Here is a 17,571-nt window from a genome sequence, read left to right on the forward strand (position 1 = left end):
CCAGATCCTGCTGATACACCTGCCAAGCAAGCCCGTTCAAGCACCTGGCCGCCTGCCTGGTGCTTCAAGCGGTTGCGGTTCGGCCATAACAGCCTCTCCGATGGCGCGTGCGACGTTACCCAGTATTTTCCCTTCCTGTTCGATGCGCCGCTTGGCTGTTTGCCAGATACTGTCATTGATGGACTTCACACCCGGCTGCTCCAGCGCTTGCATACAATAAAGATCCAGCATGCTGGCTGTCGCACGCTCCCGGCTGAACAAGGCTGCAGTCCGACTGGCCGCCAGCTGCAAGCGCCGCCTCCGGGCATCGTCAAGATCGTGCACCCACTGCAATGCCTCGGCAAACCGACGAGGTGGCGCATCAGTATCCAGCAGCCAGCCATTAAAACCACTGCGCACCATTTCCCGCGTCCCGAAGGCATCCAGCGCGACGACCGGGACCCCGGCCGCCATAGCCTCTGCAAGTACCAGGCCCTGCGTTTCCGAATGAGAGGAAAATGCGAAAGCATCCATCGCCGCATACATACCTGCAAGACTATCGCCTTTGACGGCACCTGGCAGATGCACGCGATGGGCAAGACCGTGTGCGGCAAAGGCGCGAGCAATTGATTCCTTCATTGGTCCGTCTCCGGCGACCAGAAAGTGCGCCCGCTTCTCGGACTGCAGGAAATCGATGATGGCATCGGTCAGGTAGTCCAGATTCTTCTCTATCGCCAACCGGCCTACATGACCGACCACGAAAGCATCGGCGGGAATACCAAGACTCGAGCGAAGGCCATTGCCGTCCCCCCCAGAAAATGACCGGGGATCAATTCCGGTAGGTATTGTCTTTACCGGCGCTGTTACACCATGCTCAGTCAGAAAGTCGGCCATGCTCTGGCTTGGAGCAACCACCGCATCGCACAGATCGCAATAGCCAAGCGCCAGGCTCAGCACAAGACGCTGCAGCAACGGCGCATCCTGGGCAACATAATGACCATACAGTTCATAGCGTGTATGGCAGGTATATACAATGGGCAGATCAAACCTGGCCGATACCCGCAAAGCCGTATCACCCAACAGGAAGGGATGATGGGAGTGCACGAGATCCGGCGAGAAGTCATCCAGGGTTTCGCTGAGAGAAACGGTCAACGGTATCGGAACGGAAAAGTCACTGCCCCGGAAATTCTGAACAGCAGGAATACGCAGCACACCGTCGTCGGGCCTGCAACCGGGAAATTCCGGCGCCACCACCAGCACGCGGTGGCCCGCGCCGCGCAGACTGTCGGTAAGCCATGCAACGCTATTGGCAACCCCGCCCACATGCGGCCGGTACGTATTGGTAAACATCACGATATTCATGACCGGCCTTGTGCCCTTTTTGCTTCGGGAATCAGTTGCTTAGAAAATGCTCCACGGCTTGTGCAAGAGCATCTGGCTGGTCAAGATGAACCATATGACCACAGCGATCAATCTTAAACCGCTTCAGGCACTTTAGCTTGCTCAGGCGGGCTTCCAGATCCTGCAGATCCCGGCCGTTCTTAGATAGATTTTGTGCCGCCTCATCACCCTCTATCAACAAGACCGGAGCCGCAATATTTTCCCAGGCAGCCTGAATCTCATCGCATCGGTACAGAACAGGGTTCACACGCTTGTGTGCGGCATCGGCAATAACATGCCAGCGGCCATCATCCTTGCGTTCCGTCCACTGCTGCGCCAGCCAGAAAGCGAAACCTTCTTCCATATGCGAACTACGCCTGATCAGCTTTTCGACCACCTCTTGCAGGCTTGCAAACGACCGCATTGACACCGGTTCCTTCAACTGCGCCAACCAGTGCGCCAGCCGGGCCGGTGCCTCGGACGGCTGCGTGCGTGCCAGCCCGAATCCTTCGACATTGATCAAACGACGTACGCGTTCCGGGCATGTGCCCGCATAAACCATCGCAATATTGCCGCCCATGCTGTGGCCTAGCAGGTCGATGGGAACATCGGGTGAAAGATAGTCGATCACGGCATCCAGATCGGCGTAATAGTCGTAAAACCAGTAACCATCGGTTTGATCCGCTGTGCTGCTTCTTCCGAAGCCCCGCCAATCCAGCGCGATGATATCCCGTTCCGCCGCCAGCCGATCGACGCAGCGCTGAAAAGACGCGCCCACGTCCATCCAGCCATGGAGGAGAAGGAGCGGCGGCGCACTGATGGCTGCGTGCTTTTGCGGACTCCAGCGCCGAAGGCTATACGACACGTTTCCCCTTATTTTTATTTGCTGTGTGGTGCTTGTTCTGTGGGGGGAATAGGAAGGGGTGTGGTTGGTCATGATGGCGTAAAAACCTATTCTTCAGGCTGGGGATGGGGTTAGCATACCAACAGAACGGAGGATCCAATGTATTAACTCACTAAAAGTTAAACAAAACGTTCAGGCAAATGCCAACACGAGGCCAAAGACGCAATAAGAATGTGCACGATCTGGCACAAGAGCAAGGAGAAGAATTTTCTCCCCCTTGAGCACGCCAGACCAAGACCCGAGGGACGACCGCCCGCGTGCATGCGATGGTTCATCCCCGCTAGCGCGGGGAACACGTGGTCTGCCGAGAAATCAGCACACCATCAGTAGAGTCGGCTATGCCATTTTCAGCGTAAGCGGCAATAAGTACCGTATCATTGCCGATGTAGTCTTTCGATCACAAACAGCTTTTATCAAGAATGTTTTCACTCATAAGGAGTACGGCTCATGGAAGCCGTAATCCCTGACCTCGACGAAGTGGCCCGCAGCCGTGCACGAGTACGAGGCCAACCACCATGCAGTCCCGGCGTCATCTCCGCGAGATGTGCTGCGGTTTCTGATGGACCAGCACGCACTGACGCAATCCGATTTACCTGAAGTGGGTGGTCAAAGCGTGGTTTCTGGAATCCTGGCCGGACATAGAGCGTTAAATATCCGCCAGATTGCTGCCTTGGTCGAACGCTTCCACGTCAGTGCCGATGCTTTTATAGCGCATCGAAACACAAAATAGTCGATACTGCGACGCTAGTTCCCGCCCGGTACAATGAGTCAATGCCGCTGCGCGAAAGCGGCAGCCCTCGCACAACTACACTCATCGTAATTACGCCGCTCTATCCTTGATGACGCAAGCCGATCTCTCCAAACACACCCCCATGATGCAACAATACCTGCGCCTTAAGGCCGAGGCCGGGTCGCATCTGTTGTTCTACCGCATGGGTGACTTCTATGAAATGTTCTACGAAGATGCCGTGCGCGGCGCGCGTCTGCTGAACCTCACACTGGCCAAACGGGGCACGTCCAACGGGGCGCCCATCCCCATGGCCGGCGTGCCGTTTCACGCCATGGAAGGCTATCTGGCCCGTCTGGTTGCCTTGGGCGAGTCCATTGCGATTTGCGAACAGGTGGGTGATCCGGCCACAAGCAAGGGGCCGGTGGAACGCAAGATCGTGCGCATCGTCACGCCTGGCACCCTGACTGACGAAGCCCTGCTGCCGGCCAAGGCCGATCGCATGATTGCGGCGGTGTACACGGCACGCGCCAATCGCTCGGAACGCAGCGGCTTGGCCTGGATGAATCTGGCCAGCGGCGAGTTTTGGGTGACCGAATGCACCCCTGATATGCTGGAAACCGAGCTGCATCGTATCGAGCCGGCAGAGCTGCTTTGCGCGGAGAACCTGCACCGTAATCCCGACAGTGGCATGGCACTGACTGCGCTGCCCGACTGGCACTTTGAAACGGATGGCGCGCGCGATGTGTTGCTGCGGCATTTTGCCGTGGATACGCTGGCCGGTTTCGGGCTGGCCGAGCTGCCGGTGGCCACTTGTGCGGCGGGCGCCTTGCTGCGCTATGTAAGTCGTACGCAGACGCAATCGCTGTCGCATATTCAGACCATACGTGCGGATCAGGCGGGCCAGTATGTTGTGCTGGATCCGGTCACACGCAAGAATCTGGAGCTGACGGAAACCATCAGCGGTGAAGCAAGCCCTACGCTGTTCTCGACCCTGGATCATTGCCAGACCCCCATGGGCAGCCGCTTGTTACGCCGCTGGTTGCACCATCCCTTGCGCGATAATGCACCGGTGCTGGCACGTCAGCAGGTGATCGCTGCCTTTCTGTCTGCGCCGACCGAGGGCGATACACTGGATACGCAAACGCCACTGGATACTTTGCGCCAGATGCTGGACCGCTATCCGGATCTGGAACGCATTGCCACGCGCATTGCCTTGCGTTCTGTACGCCCCCGCGAGCTGGCCAGCCTGCGTGAAGCGTTGGGCTTGCTGCCCGACATTGCCCGGCATCTGCAGCAGGCGTTTGCCCGGCAGCCTACGCTGGATGCCTATATTCATAACCTGAGTCTGGATCCTGGCATCAGCCAGTTGCTGCAGCAATCCATTGATCCGGAACCTGCTTTATTGATACGCGAAGGCGGTGTGATTGCCGCCGGCTACGACAGTGAGCTCGACGAGTTGCGTCGTCTGGCGAGCGACAGCGGCGAGTTCCTGGTTGAACTGGAAGCACGCGAACGCGAGCGCACCGGTATTCCTACCCTGCGGGTAGAGTTCAACCGGGTTCACGGCTTTTATATCGAGGTATCGCGCGGCCAGGTCGATAAGGTTCCGGCCGAGTATCGGCGCCGGCAAACGCTGAAGAATGCGGAGCGCTATATCACGCCTGAGCTGAAGACCTGGGAAGACAAGGTGTTGTCGGCCAAGGATCGCAGCCTTAGTCGCGAGAAGTGGCTGTTTGAAAACCTGCTGGAACAGCTGGCAGACTGTGCCGGCGCGCTGTCGCAGTGCGCGACTGCCCTGGCGGAAATCGATGCGCTGGCAGCCCTGGCCGAACATGCCCTGGCCAATGACTGGACGGCGCCGGAATTGGCTGAAGGCACCGAAATCACGATCGAAGCCGGGCGCCATCCCGTGGTTGAACATAGCATAGAGCGCTTCACCCCCAATGACTGCGAACTGGGCCCGCAGCGGCGCATGCTGCTTATCACCGGCCCCAATATGGGTGGTAAATCAACCTATATGCGGCAGATCGCACTGATTGCGCTGCTGGCCCGCGTCGGCAGTTTCGTGCCGGCACGCTCGGCGCGCATAGGGCTGATTGATCGCATATTCACTCGCATCGGTGCAGCCGATGACCTGGCTGGCGGGCGTTCGACCTTCATGATGGAAATGACCGAGGCCGCCTCGATCTTGTCGGCCAGCACACCGCAAAGCCTGGTTCTGATGGATGAAATAGGCCGCGGCACGTCTACTTATGATGGCCTGGCCCTTGCCTGGTCTATCGCCCATCGCTTGCTGACACATAATCAGGCGCTGACTTTATTTGCCACGCATTATTTCGAAATAACGCGTTTGCCGGCCGAAGTAGTGGGTGCCGCCAACGTGCACCTGGCAGCGGCCGAATCCTCGTCAGGCATTGTGTTCCTGCACGAGGTGCAGGCCGGTCCGGCCAGTCGCAGCTACGGTATTCAGGTGGCGCAGCGGGCAGGTATTCCTGCCGCGGTTATCCGGCACGCCAGTCGGGAACTGTCCCGTCTGGAGGCGCAAGGCAACCCCACACCGCAGCTGGATCTTTTCTCGGCAGCAGTCGATGCTGAAGCGCAATCATCTGCAACGGATAGCGACGAAGCCGCAAGTGCGCTGTATGCCGCACTGGAGCAGATAGATCCCGACCAGCTCACGCCGCGCGAAGCACTGGACCTGATATATCGCCTGCGTAATGAGCATCTTTAGCAATGGCAGCGTTATATATGCGCAGCGATATAAGTACATAAGCGATATAGAAATAATAATCTAGTCGTTCGTGCGGGTGCTCAAGCTACATAGAATGGTCATAAGTTTATTGATCAAGAGCACACTATGCTGGCACCTTCTTATCTGCCTGAGTCCAAACAACTGCTGGCCACCGAGCTGGTTGACGGGCTGGAATCCAATGCCTTGAGTTGGCTGTCGGGCTATTTTGCGGGCGTGGCCCAAGGCCGCCAATTGAGTGCACGGCCTGCTGTTGACAGCCCGCCCGCCCTCACCGCAGTTGCAGCCACCACGCAACAACTCACCATACTGTATGGCAGCCAGACCGGCAATGCCAAGCGTGTGGCAGAGTCGCTGGCTGAGCAGGCCCAAGGCCAGGGGCTGGCTGTGCGCCTGGTCCGGGCCGACCGCTACACCACACGCGAACTCAAGGATGAGCGTCTGCTGTATGTAGTGATCAGCACCCAGGGCGATGGCGACCCGCCTGACGATTCCCTGTCATTTGTGGAATTCCTGAAGGGGCGGCGTGCGCCCAAGCTGCCCGAATTGAAATATGCGGTGCTGGGGCTGGGTGACTCCAGCTATCCCATGTTCTGCGGAATAGCCCAGCGTATTGACGCTCGCCTGCAGGAACTGGGTGCAACGCGTGTACACGAAACCGGCATGGCTGACCTGGATATTGAAACCATTGCCCTACCCTGGCAGGAAGCGGCCGTACTCGAGGCCCGCAAGGCGCTCAAGCAAGCCGACACAGCCATTGCCAGCGTCACCACGCTGCATCCGAAAACCGCCATCGCCACGCGCGATAAGCCGGTGCTGGCAGAGCTGCTGCTGAATCAGCCGATCACCGGTCGTGGCAGTGATAAGGATATTCGCCATCTGGAGATTTCCCTGGAAGGCAGCGGGCTGAGCTATCAACCTGGTGACGCGCTTGGCGTATGGCCTGTCCAGTCGCCGGCGCTGGTCAATCAGGTACTGGACATCCTGAACCTGTCTCCGGACGAAACACTGACCATCGGCAGCGCCACACACAGCGTCCAGGAATGGCTGGGCCGCCATCGCGAGCTGACGCAGCTGACCAAACCATTCCTGGTTGCACATGCGGCACTGGCCAGGAATGACGAGCTGAACGCCTTGCTCGAGCCTGCCGCAGTGAACGAGCTTCGCACGTTAATGGACACACGGCAACTGGTCGACATTCTGAAAGCCTACCCCGCCAGCTGGACGGCGCAGGGCCTGATCGAAGCCTTGCGTCCGCTTACACCGCGCATGTATTCCATTGCCTCCAGCCAGGCTGTGGTGGAAGAGGAAGTTCATTTGACGCTGGCCAACGTGGCTTACGAATATGAAGGCGAAGCGCGCTGGGGAGTCGCCTCGCATTTCCTGGCATCGCTGACAGAAGGCGAACAGCTGCCGGTTTTCATTGAAGAGAATCAGCGCTTTCGCCTGCCTGCCGATGAGTCGCTCGATGTAATCATGATCGGACCAGGCACCGGTGTCGCCCCCTTCCGCGCCTTTGTGCAGGAACGTAGCACCCAGAATGCCGCCGGACGCAACTGGCTGTTCTTTGGCAATCCCCGTTTCTCGTCGGATTTCCTGTACCAGACAGAGTGGCAGCAAGCCCTTGCCGACGGCGACCTGCATCGTCTGGACCTGGCCTTCTCACGCGATCAGGAACACAAGATTTATGTACAGGACAGGTTGCGTGAACGGGCCGCTGATCTGTTCAAGTGGATTCAGGGTGGTGCCCACATCTATGTCTGCGGCGATGCCACGCGCATGGCCAAAGACGTACATCAGGCCTTGCTGGATATCGCACAGCAGGAAGGCGGTCTGGACGCTGCCCAAGCCAAGGAATGGCTGGACGAACTGTCTGCCCAGGGGCGCTACGCCCGCGACGTTTATTGATCAGGATAGTCATGAGCAACACCCTTTCACACCTTGAACAAATCAAAGCAGACAGCCGGCACTTGCGCGGCACCATAGAAGAAGGACTGAACGATCCGATTACCGGCGCCATCAGCGACGACGACAACAAGTTGCTGAAATTTCATGGCAGCTATCAGCAGGATGACCGCGACATTCGCGATGAGCGTCGCAAGCAAAAGCTTGAGCCCGCTTACTCCTTCATGATACGGGCACGCCTGCCCGGCGGCGTGGTAACGCCTGCCCAATGGCTGATATTTGACGACATTGCCAGCACGTATGCCGGGCGCGGCCTGCGTATCACCACAAGACAAACCTTCCAGTGGCACGGCGTGATCAAGCACGACCTGAAGCCCACGATGCAGGCCATCCACAACGCGATGGCGACCACCATTGCCGCCTGTGGCGACATCAACCGCCAGGTCGTCAGTTCGGTCAATCCGCAACTGTCGAGCCAGCATCAGCTGGTTCAAGAGTGGACACAAAAGCTGTCCGATCATTTCATTCCCCGCACCCGCGCCTATCATGAGATCTGGCTCGATGGCGAAAAGCTCACCGACGAGCCCGAGGTCGAGCCCATCTACGGCGACACCTATCTGCCGCGCAAGTTCAAGATCGGCATCGCCATTCCGCCCACCAACGACGTTGACGTATTCGCGCAAGACCTGGGGCTGATCGCCATTATTGAAAACGGCGAACTGCAGGGCTTCAACGTAGCCATAGGCGGTGGCATGGGCGCCACGCACGGTGATGACACCACCTACCCAAGACTGGGCAGCCTGATAGGCTTCGTAAAGCCCGAGCAGCTGATTGCCGTTGCTGAAGGCGTGGTGACCTTGCAGCGCGACCACGGCAATCGCAAGGAGCGTCAGCATGCACGCCTGAAGTACACCCTCGATCACCTTGGCCTGGAGTGGTTCAGGGAACAGCTCGAAGCCCGTTCGGGCGTCACCTTGCAGCCTGTGCGCAGCTATCATTTTGACCAGAATGGCGACCGCTACGGCTGGGAAGAAGGCGAAGACGGCCAGTGGCATCTGGGCCTGTATATTGAATCAGGGCGGCTGTGGGACGAGAATGGTCTGCAGCTGCAGACCGGGGTGCGCGAGATTGCCAAAATTCACAAAGGCGAGTTCCGCATGACCTGCAATCAGAACCTGGTGATTTCCAATGTGGATGCTGCAGACCGCGGCAAGATAAACGAGCTGGTCGCCCAATATGGGCTGGATGGTTATAAGAATCAAAGCGGGATACGCCGCCACAGCATCGCCTGTGTGGCCCTGCCCACTTGTGGCCTGGCCATGGCAGAAAGCGAACGCTATTTACCCGAACTGTTGCCCAAGCTGGAAACCTTGCTGGACCGGCACGGCCTGCTCAATGAACCCATACTGCTGCGACTTTCAGGTTGCCCGAATGGCTGTTCACGCCCGTACCTTGGCGAGATCGCGCTGGTGGGTCGTGCACCGGGCCGTTACGATCTGCGCCTGGGCGCCAACTACACCGGAGAAAGACTGAACGTCAGCTATCGCCAGAACGTCGACGAGGCAGAAATACTTGGTACGCTGGGTACGCTGTTCGCCGCCTATGCTCGCGGGCGTCAGCACGACGAAAAGTTTGGTGACTTCCTGGTGCGCAGCGAAGCGATTCCGGCGCCCTCACAAAAACTGATACCTATTGTGCTGGCAGCAGTGGTATAACTTTCCCCCGGCCGGCATTTTTCCGGCCGGGGCGCCTTCGATGGCAAATCAGGCACAAACATCCCTCGACCCCTATGAGATTATTTCCCCTTTTTGCCGACCTGCGTGGCCGGCGCGTTCTGGTTGTAGGCGGTGGCGCAGTCGCCGAGCGCAAAATAAAAAGCCTGCTGGCCTCGGGCGCCCTGGTCACGGTCGGCACGCCGGAAGTTACCGCCACACTGGAACAATTGCAGGCCCAGAACCGTATCCAGAGACTGAACGGACACTTCCATCCCGACTGGCTGGCCGATATCTGGCTGGTTGTTGCCGCTACCGACGACAGGGAGCTGAATCGACGCATTGCGGAACTGGCCGACACACAACGGCTCTTCATCAATGTGGTTGACGACCCTGAACTGTCTTCATTCCAGGTTCCGTCCATCGTCGACCGCTCGCCGCTGACCATAGCCATATCGTCGGCCGGCAGCGCACCGGTCCTGGCCCGCCGGGTTCGCGAGCGCATAGAAACCCTGTTCGACCACACGCTGGGATCTCTGGCGACATTGGCCGCCCGATACCGCCCCGCGATACGGCAGGCCCGCCCCGAGCTACGCCCGCGCCGTGAGTTTTACGACTGGCTGCTGGATGGCCCGGTAGCGGCTGCTTTACGCAGCCAGCAACCGGAACAGGCCGCACGGTTGCTGGAGCAAGCACTGGACCAACCACAAGCCGCCGTCAGCGGTAAAGTGCTGCTGGTCGGTGCGGGCCCTGGAGACCCTGGCCTGCTTGCATTGAAGGCACTGCGCGCCCTGAATGAAGCTGACGTCATTTTGCACGACCGCCTGGTCGACACCGCCATACTGGAACTGGCGCGCCGCGACGCCGAGCAGATTCCGGTGGGGAAAATTCCTGGCGAAGATCACAATGCCACACAAGCCAGAATACACGCGTTGATGCTGGAGCATGCACAACAGGGCCAACTGGTAGTGCGCCTGAAAGGCGGTGACGCATTTGTGTTTGGACGCGGTGGCGAAGAACTTGAATTCCTGCGCGCGCACCAGATACCTTACGAGGTAGTACCAGGCATTACCGCCGCACTGGCCTGCGCAGCTTATGCAGGCATTCCCCTGACCCACCGCGATCACGCTCAATCGGTTCGACTGATCACCGCGCATTGCCGTGAAGACACCATGATCGAAGACTGGCCTGCCCTGGCACAGCCGCACCAGACATTGGCTTTTTACATGGGGGTCAGTCAGCTTGATCGGGTGGCCGCACAGCTGATGGACCACGGCCGGTCAGGCGATACGCCCTTTGCCATTATCGAGAATGGCACACGGCCATCGCAGCGCGTGCTGCATGGCGTGTTGAAGGATATGGGTCAACTGGCCCGCGAGCACCAGATCAAGGCGCCGGCGTTACTGCTGATAGGTGAAGTGACGGCGCTGGGGCCGACACTGGAATGGTTTGGCGCGGGCATTCCTGCCCGCTGAAACCAGCCTATTGCATGTGCGATACCAGCACATTAATAATGCGTTTTGCTGTCTCGGTGTTTTGAACCTGACCGTTCTGGTCAAGTACCGTAACGAGCGAGCTGGAACCTTGGTCGGCTACGTGTATGCGATAAGGAACCGCTTCCGCAGTATTGCGTGTGCCGAACAATCGGCCCATGAAGTTCTGTTGCACGATTTTCTCGCCGGTGTCGCTGTCGAGGTAGCGAATGAAGTAGTCGCCCGACGAGCGGTTACGGTCTTCCAGTGAGAAGCCTGCCGAATCGATTGCAACACCAACGCGACGCCACGCCCGGTCAAACGACTCGGCCAGCGTCAGCGAGGCTTGCCCTTCGACCGACTGTATTACCTGGGGTTGCCCGGCCGTACGCTCGGCTTGGGCGACCATGGCACTTGCGTTGCGCACATCGGTGCCCAGGTAAACCATCAGGCGCGCAAGCATGGCGGCGTTCAGGCCTGGATCTTCCTCGCCCTTGGCCCACTTGAACGTAGAGGCCACATCGCCCGAGCCGGCCGAACCGACTGCCGTTTCAACCATGTGATCGTGACTGATGTAAATCTCGGTCGCGCCATTCACACGTTCCAGACGGGTGCGGAAGCGCTCACGCTCTCCGCTGTCGTACACGGATTCAATGATGGACCCCAGCGCGTTGCGTATCCAGCCTTCGGGAATCTTGGCACGATTCTCGGCCCAGTCGGTTTCCATCAGGCCCGCGCGAGGATCTTGCGAATGGATGGTGAAGCCTTGCTCGCCCCAGAACTCGACAATCTTGGGGTAGACCTCTTCTGCAGGCTGATCAACCACCAGCCAGCGAAGGTCGCCATCACGCTTGACCTGAATACCATCGGTCTGGGGCAGGATTCGTTCGCTGGCGCTGGTATTCTGTTCCTGCTGCTGATTCTGAGCGTACTGACTGAACGTTGTCGTACCTTCAGGGGCGCGATAACGGGCATCACGATTTGCCTGGGTCAGGTCAGGTGGAATGCTGAGCGGGTCTCCGGCAACCGTGCTTTTGTAATCAACGGCCTCTTCGGTGCCCAGTGCCTGGTTCAGGGTAGAGCAACCCGACAGCACCAGCATGCCCAGACCCAGCGTGATGCCGGCGCAACGTTTGTTCATACGCATATTAATCATTTCAGAGTAAGCCTGCTTCTTTCAGCGCAGCACGCACCAAGCCATGGTGCTGCTCGTGCAAGGCGGTTAACGGTAGGCGATAACCCAGCTGGGTAAGGCCCATTTCTGCAACGGCCCACTTGACCGGAATTGGATTGGACTCGATAAACAGCACTTTGTTCAATGTTGCCAGACGTGCATTGAGCTGACGCGCCAGTGCAGCATTACCCTGGATCGCAGCCATACACATTTCGTGCATAAGCCGGGGCGCCACGTTGGCGGTAACCGAGATATTTCCCTGCCCGCCCATAAGCATCAGGGCGATGGCGGTTGCGTCGTCGCCACTGAAGACCTGGAATCCGACGGGCACGTCACGCAGCAACAACGCGAGGCGACCGATATCGCCGGTGGCGTCTTTAATGCCGATGACGCCCGGCACCTGGGCCAGACGCAATATGGTGTCGTTGCTCATGTCGGCAACGGTACGGCCCGGGACGTTATACAGAATGGCCGGCAGATCAACAGCTTCTGCGATGGTCTTGAAGTGCTGATACAGCCCTTCCTGGGTCGGCTTGTTGTAATACGGCACCACCGACAAGCCAGCCTGCGCGCCCACATCTTTGGCATGCTGCGACAGCTCGATGGCTTCGGAAGTGGAATTGCCACCGATGCCCGCTATCACAGGCCGCCTTCCGGCGGAATGCTCGACGGCAATCCGGATGAGCTCGACGTGTTCCTCGACGCTTACGGTAGGGGATTCACCTGAGGTACCCACCACGACCAGCCCATCGGTTCCCTGCTCGATATGCCAGTCGATAAGCTTTCGATAGGCATCAAGGTCGAGGCTGCCATCAGGCAGCATAGGCGTGATTAGGGCTACCAGACTGCCCTGGAAAGTAGGAATCGCAGAATCCGTGCTTGTTGCCATGATGAGAATGATCTCCTAGAACTCACCGTAAACGGGAACTTATCAACCCACAAGTTTACCGGATTAGCGGACGTAATTATAAAAACCAGCCAACAATTAACTGACCAAAAGCCAATATGGGCCCCAGCACGATCCAGAGCACGCCTGTCAGCATTAAAACTATCAGTATCAGCAGACCGTAGGGTTCAATCTTTGAAAACTGCCAGGCCATGCGGCTGGGCAGCAGGCTGAACACAATCCGGCCACCATCCAGCGGCGGCAAAGGCACCAGGTTCAGCGCCATCAGAATCAGATTTACCTGTATGCCGGCTATGGTCATCTGTACCCAGAAATCACCCTGACTGGCGCCGGCCTCAGCCAGCAACCGCAGGCTTAATGCCCAGATGATGGCCATGACCAGATTCGATGCGGGGCCTGCCAGGGCCACCCACAGCATGTCGCGCTTGGGGCGGCGCAGCCTTCCCCAATCAACGGGTACCGGCTTGGCCCAACCAAACAGCAAGCCGCCGCCGCCCATCAGCTTGGTGCTGAACAGCAACACCAGCGGTACGACTATGGTGCCGATCGGGTCGATATGCCGGATGGGATTCAGGCTGATGCGGCCCGCCTGCCAGGCTGTCGGGTCGCCGAACATCCGGGCCACATAGCCATGTGCCGCTTCATGCAAGGTAATGCCAAAGAGTATCGGCAAGGCATAAACCGTTATCGTTTGTATCAACGCATCCATAAATATCCGGGAAGATTGGCCACCCCGGAATGCCGGACCAGCCTGAGAAAAGCGCGCCTGAAGATCAAAAGGTGTTAATCCAGGCCAAGTGCGGACAAATCGCCTTGCCCGCGGCGTATGACTTCCGGAGCCGGGCCCGTCAGGTCAATGACCGTGGTGGGCGCCAGCACACAGGCGCCGCCGTCGATGACTGCAGCAAGATCGTTGGCATATCTGTCGAAGATGGCCTGCCCGTCATTCATGGGCACGTCTTCGTCTTCCGGTATTAGCGTGGTAGACATCAGCGGCGTACCGGCAGCCTCGATGAGCGCCAGGGCCACCCGGTGATCGGGCACCCGTATGCCTATCGTTTTGCGTGAAGGATGAGAAACCCGCCGTGGCACTTCCCGGGTTGCCTCGAGAATGAACGTCCAGGGACCGGGCGTGGCCATTTTCAGGAATCGATACTGCCGGTTATCCACTTTGGCGAAATGACCTATTTCAGCCAGATCGCGGCAAAGCAGGGTCAGGTGGTGGCGTTCGTCCAGCCCGCGCAGTCGGCGCAATGCATCGGCTGCGGGCTTGTCGTCCAGACGTGCGACGACCGCGTAACTGGAATCGGTAGGCACAGCCACCAGGCCGCCCTTGGCCAGGAGCTCGCCGGCTTGCTTGAGCAGGCGAGCCTGAGGATTTTGTGGATGAACGACGAAATATTGGGCCATTTAACGTATCCTAACATTCTTGATGGGTGAGTTTAAGTTCACTTGGCTCCACAGGCAATAAAATCAACTTCTTCCTCATAATACTAAGGGTGCGCGGTTAACTGGAGCAGCCGCGACGCAAGGAGCCCACATGCGACTGAACAACTCTCGCAAAAGCCGCAATATCGAAGACCGCCGCGGCCAACGCATGAACATAGGCGGACGCGGCGGAAAAATTGGTTTGGGCACAATCGTCCTCGCACTTGTCGCCATGTACTTCGGTGTCGATCCCAGCATCGTATTGCAGAACGTCGGCGGCCCCGTGGTTACCGAGACCCGTACGCAGCCACCCGCCGCAACACCCGAAAGCGAATTCGTTTCGAAAGTACTGGCCGATACCGAAGATGCCTGGGCGGGCATTTTTCAGCAGAAGGGCTGGGGCGCCTACCAGGAACCCAGGCTGGTGCTGTTCAATGGCGCCACACCTACTGCTTGCGGTACCGGCCAATCCGCCATGGGGCCATTTTATTGCCCCGCCGACCGTAAGGTGTATCTGGATTTAGGCTTTTTCCAGCAAATGGCACAAGAACTCAACTCGCCCGGAGACTTTGCCCAGGCTTATGTAGTTGCCCACGAAGTGGCACACCATGTCCAGAATTTGCTGGGCGTGATGGAACAGGTAGATCAGTTGCGACGCGGCGCAAGCACTACGGCGGCCAATCAACTTTCGGTACGCGTAGAGTTGCAGGCCGACTGTTTCTCGGGCGTCTGGGCCAACCACTCAGACTCCCAGCGCAACACACTGGAGCCGGGTGATATCGAAGAAGGCCTGAACGCCGCCAGTGCCATTGGCGACGACGCGCTGCAAAAACGCAGCCAGGGCTATGTGGTGCCCGACTCCTTCACCCATGGTACTTCCGCCCAGCGTGTGCGCTGGTTCAAACGCGGTTTCGACAGTGGCGACCCTGCACAGTGCGACACCTTCGGAGCATCCAGCCTGTAGCAGGCTGGCGGCATTTTTCGGTGCCGGCGTGGCATGCCGGGTTGCAGAAATCGGCCTACGCCACCCGTTGCCACATTCGTGCTAGAATCCTGGTCTTCAGTAAGGGCCTGGCCCGCTGAAAACTGCTATACTTGCTGTCCAACATTGGCATGCAGGATTTAGTCAGTGTCATGCGCCGTTCAAATAGCGCATTAGTGGTGACCGTAGCTCAGTTGGTAGAGTCCCGGATTGTGATTCCGGTTGTCGTGGGTTCGAGCCCCATCGGTCACCCCAGAATTCTCTTGCACATCAAGCAAAAACGCCGCTGCCATCAGCGGCGTTTTTTGTATGCGTTCTGTCAGGCCGAAACGCCATAAGCTGGTTCGACCCTAGCGCCCCGGTTTGACCTATGTACATCAAACTTAATACTGGTAATCTCAAGCCATGACCAACACCCTCAACCTCCCTTCCTCACTTCCCGACTGGTCGCAAGCTCCGTCCGGCTGGAACTGGGCTGCCCAGGACGAAGACGGCCGCTGGTTCTGGTACGGGGTACAGCCTTCTCCGGGCATCGGCGGCGGCGTTTGGCGGGCGCCATCCCGGGCGCAAGTGTTCGCCTGGCAAGGCGAGCCTAATCCGCAATGGTACGACTCGCTGCAGCAACGCCCTTCAACCGACTGAATCACTTGCACATACTCTGCCGCTTCCAGCCGGGTGCGATCCTATATACTTGCACTGGCTCGAACGCCGCGCAAATCAGACGCCCTGTACAGCCCAAGGCTGGACATTGATCTCCCCTGTAAGGAATGGCTGGTTTTATGGACATGGCCTATTTGGAATATCTGGCTTCGGAATATTGGCCGCACCTGGCGCTGCTGCTAAGTATTGTGGTGGGGGGCACGGCAGCGGTTCACGCCGCCATGACCAAGAACGACGTGCGTGCCGCCATAGGCTGGGTCGGCATCATCATGATGTCGCCCTTGCTGGGCCCTTTCATTTATCTGATAGCGGGCATCAATCGCATACGCCACGATCACATTTCCGAACAACGCAACAAAAGCCTTAAGCACGACGCCAGCGAGAACGACCTTGCGCTGGCCAATCTCGGCGCCATTGCGCCGCCTCAATTTGAATCACTGCATGTGCTGGGCGATCGTGTCAGCCACTTTCCCTTATGCAACGGCAACAACATTCAGATGCTTCAGGGTGGCGACCAGACCTACCCGGCCATGATCGCGGCCATAGAACAGGCACAGGAATCCATTGCCCTGCAAAGCTATATCTTTGATAACGACAGTGTCGGACGACAGATAGCCGACGCACTGGCGCGAGCCCGCGAGCGTGGCGTCGAGGTGCGTGTACTGATCGATGCCATAGGCTCGAAGTATTCCCGCCCTCCCATTACCCGGCTTTTGCGCAAGAAAGGCATACCGGTTGCCTTGTTCATGACCAATCCCCTGGGCTTCATGCGCATGCCTTATGCAAATCTGCGCAGTCACCGCAAGGTCCTGGTAGTCGACGGCACCGTGGCATTTACAGGCGGCATGAACGTGCGCGAGGAGTTCCTGACATCCATCGCCGGCGCGGAAACCTGCGGTGACACTCATTTCAGGGTTCAAGGCCCTGTGGTCTTGCAGCTGCTGTCAGTATTTGTGCACGACTGGGAATTCACCACCAAAGAGAACCTGCCTTTCAAAAGCTGGTGTGGCAGCACACGGGGTGCACCCATGCCGCAAGTGCCGGCACGGGCCATACGATCCGGCCCCGATCGCTATATTGTCGGCACGCACAATATGCTGCTGGGCGCTTTTGCCGTAGCACAAAAGCACATACGCATACAGTCGCCCTATTTCCTGCCCGACCAGGTCCTGCTTGGCGCGATCAATACCGCTGCCAGGCGCGGCATAACCGTAGACATTGTTATTCCGGGACGCAATAATTTGCGCTTGGTGAACTACGCCATGACGGCACAGCTGGATCAGGTCATACGCAATAAGTGCCGGGTATGGCGCACACGCGGCACTTTCAACCACTCCAAGCTCATCACCATAGACGGCGCCTGGTCATACGTGGGTTCATCGAATATGGATCCGCGCAGTTTGCGTCTGAATTTTGAACTGGATATGGAGGTCTACAGCACCGGGCTCGCCCAGGAAATCGAGACGCTGATAGACAATCAGATTGAAGATGCCGACGCCGTGACACTGGAAGGGCTGGCCGCCATCCCGTTTCGCAAGCGTTTGCGTAACCGGGTCATATGGCTGGCCAGCCCTTACTTATAAGCTGCG

14 protein-coding genes and 1 tRNA gene are annotated in these 17,571 nt (G+C 58.3%); 9 read left to right on the forward strand and 6 right to left on the reverse strand.

Features of this window, described 5'->3' with window-relative positions; all coding sequences use genetic code 11:
* Positions 1 to 36: 36 nt before the first annotated feature.
* Positions 37 to 1,329 (reverse strand): glycosyltransferase, encoded by a 1,293-nt coding sequence (locus LKR43_RS09565; RefSeq protein WP_227683826.1) that lies wholly within the window; start codon positions 1,327 to 1,329, stop codon positions 37 to 39.
* A gap of 43 nt (positions 1,330 to 1,372) precedes the next feature.
* On the reverse strand, positions 1,373 to 2,224 hold the full coding sequence (locus tag LKR43_RS09570) for an alpha/beta fold hydrolase (RefSeq protein WP_227683827.1): 852 nt from the start codon (positions 2,222 to 2,224) through the stop codon (positions 1,373 to 1,375).
* 256 nt (positions 2,225 to 2,480) lie between these two features.
* On the opposite strand from LKR43_RS09570, the gene LKR43_RS16305 reads away from it, so the two are divergent.
* The 5 genes from LKR43_RS16305 (at position 2,481) to cysG (ending at position 10,834) form a co-directional block, all read left to right on the forward strand.
* Positions 2,481 to 2,723 carry a type II toxin-antitoxin system HigB family toxin gene (locus tag LKR43_RS16305; protein WP_227683828.1) on the forward strand — a complete coding sequence of 81 codons (243 nt, stop codon included), beginning with the start codon at positions 2,481 to 2,483 and terminating at the stop codon, positions 2,721 to 2,723.
* A 412-nt stretch (positions 2,724 to 3,135) separates the two neighbouring features.
* Positions 3,136 to 5,724, forward strand: a complete 2,589-nt coding sequence (gene mutS, locus LKR43_RS09580; protein ID WP_255676020.1) for a DNA mismatch repair protein MutS — start codon at positions 3,136 to 3,138, stop codon at positions 5,722 to 5,724.
* A gap of 126 nt (positions 5,725 to 5,850) precedes the next feature.
* Positions 5,851 to 7,650: an assimilatory sulfite reductase (NADPH) flavoprotein subunit gene (locus LKR43_RS09585; RefSeq protein ID WP_227683830.1), complete on the forward strand. Its 1,800-nt coding sequence runs from the start codon at positions 5,851 to 5,853 to the stop codon at positions 7,648 to 7,650.
* A gap of 11 nt (positions 7,651 to 7,661) precedes the next feature.
* Complete coding sequence (cysI, locus tag LKR43_RS09590; protein WP_227683831.1) at positions 7,662 to 9,362, forward strand: assimilatory sulfite reductase (NADPH) hemoprotein subunit; 1,701 nt, start codon at positions 7,662 to 7,664, stop codon at positions 9,360 to 9,362.
* 74 nt (positions 9,363 to 9,436) lie between these two features.
* Positions 9,437 to 10,834, forward strand: coding sequence for a siroheme synthase CysG (gene cysG, locus LKR43_RS09595; RefSeq protein ID WP_227683832.1), 1,398 nt, complete (start codon positions 9,437 to 9,439; stop codon positions 10,832 to 10,834).
* 7 nt (positions 10,835 to 10,841) lie between these two features.
* On the opposite strand, the gene bamC is transcribed toward cysG, so the two are convergent.
* From bamC to LKR43_RS09615, 4 genes are all read right to left on the reverse strand, one after another.
* A complete protein-coding gene (gene bamC / locus LKR43_RS09600) occupies positions 10,842 to 11,978 on the reverse strand; it encodes an outer membrane protein assembly factor BamC (protein WP_227683833.1) in 1,137 nt (378 codons plus the stop codon).
* Between the two features lie 10 nt (positions 11,979 to 11,988).
* The gene (dapA, locus tag LKR43_RS09605; protein WP_227683834.1) at positions 11,989 to 12,894 is read right to left on the reverse strand and encodes a 4-hydroxy-tetrahydrodipicolinate synthase; all 906 of its coding nucleotides are present in this window, start codon (positions 12,892 to 12,894) and stop codon (positions 11,989 to 11,991) included.
* Positions 12,895 to 12,970: 76 nt separating this feature from the next.
* Positions 12,971 to 13,621, reverse strand: coding sequence for a site-2 protease family protein (locus LKR43_RS09610; RefSeq protein ID WP_227683835.1), 651 nt, complete (start codon positions 13,619 to 13,621; stop codon positions 12,971 to 12,973).
* A 74-nt stretch (positions 13,622 to 13,695) separates the two neighbouring features.
* Complete coding sequence (locus LKR43_RS09615; RefSeq protein ID WP_227683836.1) at positions 13,696 to 14,322, reverse strand: L-threonylcarbamoyladenylate synthase; 627 nt, start codon at positions 14,320 to 14,322, stop codon at positions 13,696 to 13,698.
* A gap of 130 nt (positions 14,323 to 14,452) precedes the next feature.
* On the opposite strand from LKR43_RS09615, the gene LKR43_RS09620 reads away from it, so the two are divergent.
* The 4 genes from LKR43_RS09620 to cls all read left to right on the forward strand — a co-directional run bounded on the left by LKR43_RS09620 (position 14,453) and on the right by cls (position 17,565).
* A complete protein-coding gene (locus LKR43_RS09620) occupies positions 14,453 to 15,304 on the forward strand; it encodes a neutral zinc metallopeptidase (RefSeq protein ID WP_227683837.1) in 852 nt (283 codons plus the stop codon).
* A 197-nt stretch (positions 15,305 to 15,501) separates the two neighbouring features.
* Positions 15,502 to 15,577: transfer RNA gene (locus tag LKR43_RS09625), tRNA-His, on the forward strand.
* Between the two features lie 150 nt (positions 15,578 to 15,727).
* Complete coding sequence (locus LKR43_RS09630) at positions 15,728 to 15,964, forward strand: hypothetical protein (protein WP_227683838.1); 237 nt, start codon at positions 15,728 to 15,730, stop codon at positions 15,962 to 15,964.
* Positions 15,965 to 16,107: 143 nt separating this feature from the next.
* Entirely contained in the window at positions 16,108 to 17,565 is a 1,458-nt protein-coding gene (gene cls / locus LKR43_RS09635; RefSeq protein ID WP_227683839.1) for a cardiolipin synthase, read from the forward strand.
* The last annotated feature ends 6 nt before the right edge of the window (positions 17,566 to 17,571 follow it).

The sequence above is a fragment of the Pusillimonas sp. MFBS29 genome, from assembly GCF_020687695.1.
Classification (GTDB): domain Bacteria; phylum Pseudomonadota; class Gammaproteobacteria; order Burkholderiales; family Burkholderiaceae_B; genus Pusillimonas_C.

Excerpts from the sequence above, each read along its gene's own strand:
- LKR43_RS09630 (WP_227683838.1), top strand. The coding sequence starts at position 15,728 with ATGACCAACACCCTCAACCTCCCTTCCTCACTTCCCGACTGGTCGCAA.
- LKR43_RS09615 (WP_227683836.1), bottom strand. The coding sequence starts at position 14,322 with ATGGCCCAATATTTCGTCGTTCATCCACAAAATCCTCAGGCTCGCCTG.
- bamC (WP_227683833.1), bottom strand. The coding sequence starts at position 11,978 with ATGCGTATGAACAAACGTTGCGCCGGCATCACGCTGGGTCTGGGCATG.
- cysG (WP_227683832.1), top strand. The coding sequence starts at position 9,437 with ATGAGATTATTTCCCCTTTTTGCCGACCTGCGTGGCCGGCGCGTTCTG.
- LKR43_RS09610 (WP_227683835.1), bottom strand. The coding sequence starts at position 13,621 with ATGGATGCGTTGATACAAACGATAACGGTTTATGCCTTGCCGATACTC.
- mutS (WP_255676020.1), top strand. The coding sequence starts at position 3,136 with ATGATGCAACAATACCTGCGCCTTAAGGCCGAGGCCGGGTCGCATCTG.
- cls (WP_227683839.1), top strand. The coding sequence starts at position 16,108 with ATGGCCTATTTGGAATATCTGGCTTCGGAATATTGGCCGCACCTGGCG.
- LKR43_RS09620 (WP_227683837.1), top strand. The coding sequence starts at position 14,453 with ATGCGACTGAACAACTCTCGCAAAAGCCGCAATATCGAAGACCGCCGC.
- LKR43_RS09565 (WP_227683826.1), bottom strand. The coding sequence starts at position 1,329 with ATGTTTACCAATACGTACCGGCCGCATGTGGGCGGGGTTGCCAATAGC.
- dapA (WP_227683834.1), bottom strand. The coding sequence starts at position 12,894 with ATGGCAACAAGCACGGATTCTGCGATTCCTACTTTCCAGGGCAGTCTG.
- cysI (WP_227683831.1), top strand. The coding sequence starts at position 7,662 with ATGAGCAACACCCTTTCACACCTTGAACAAATCAAAGCAGACAGCCGG.
- LKR43_RS09585 (WP_227683830.1), top strand. The coding sequence starts at position 5,851 with ATGCTGGCACCTTCTTATCTGCCTGAGTCCAAACAACTGCTGGCCACC.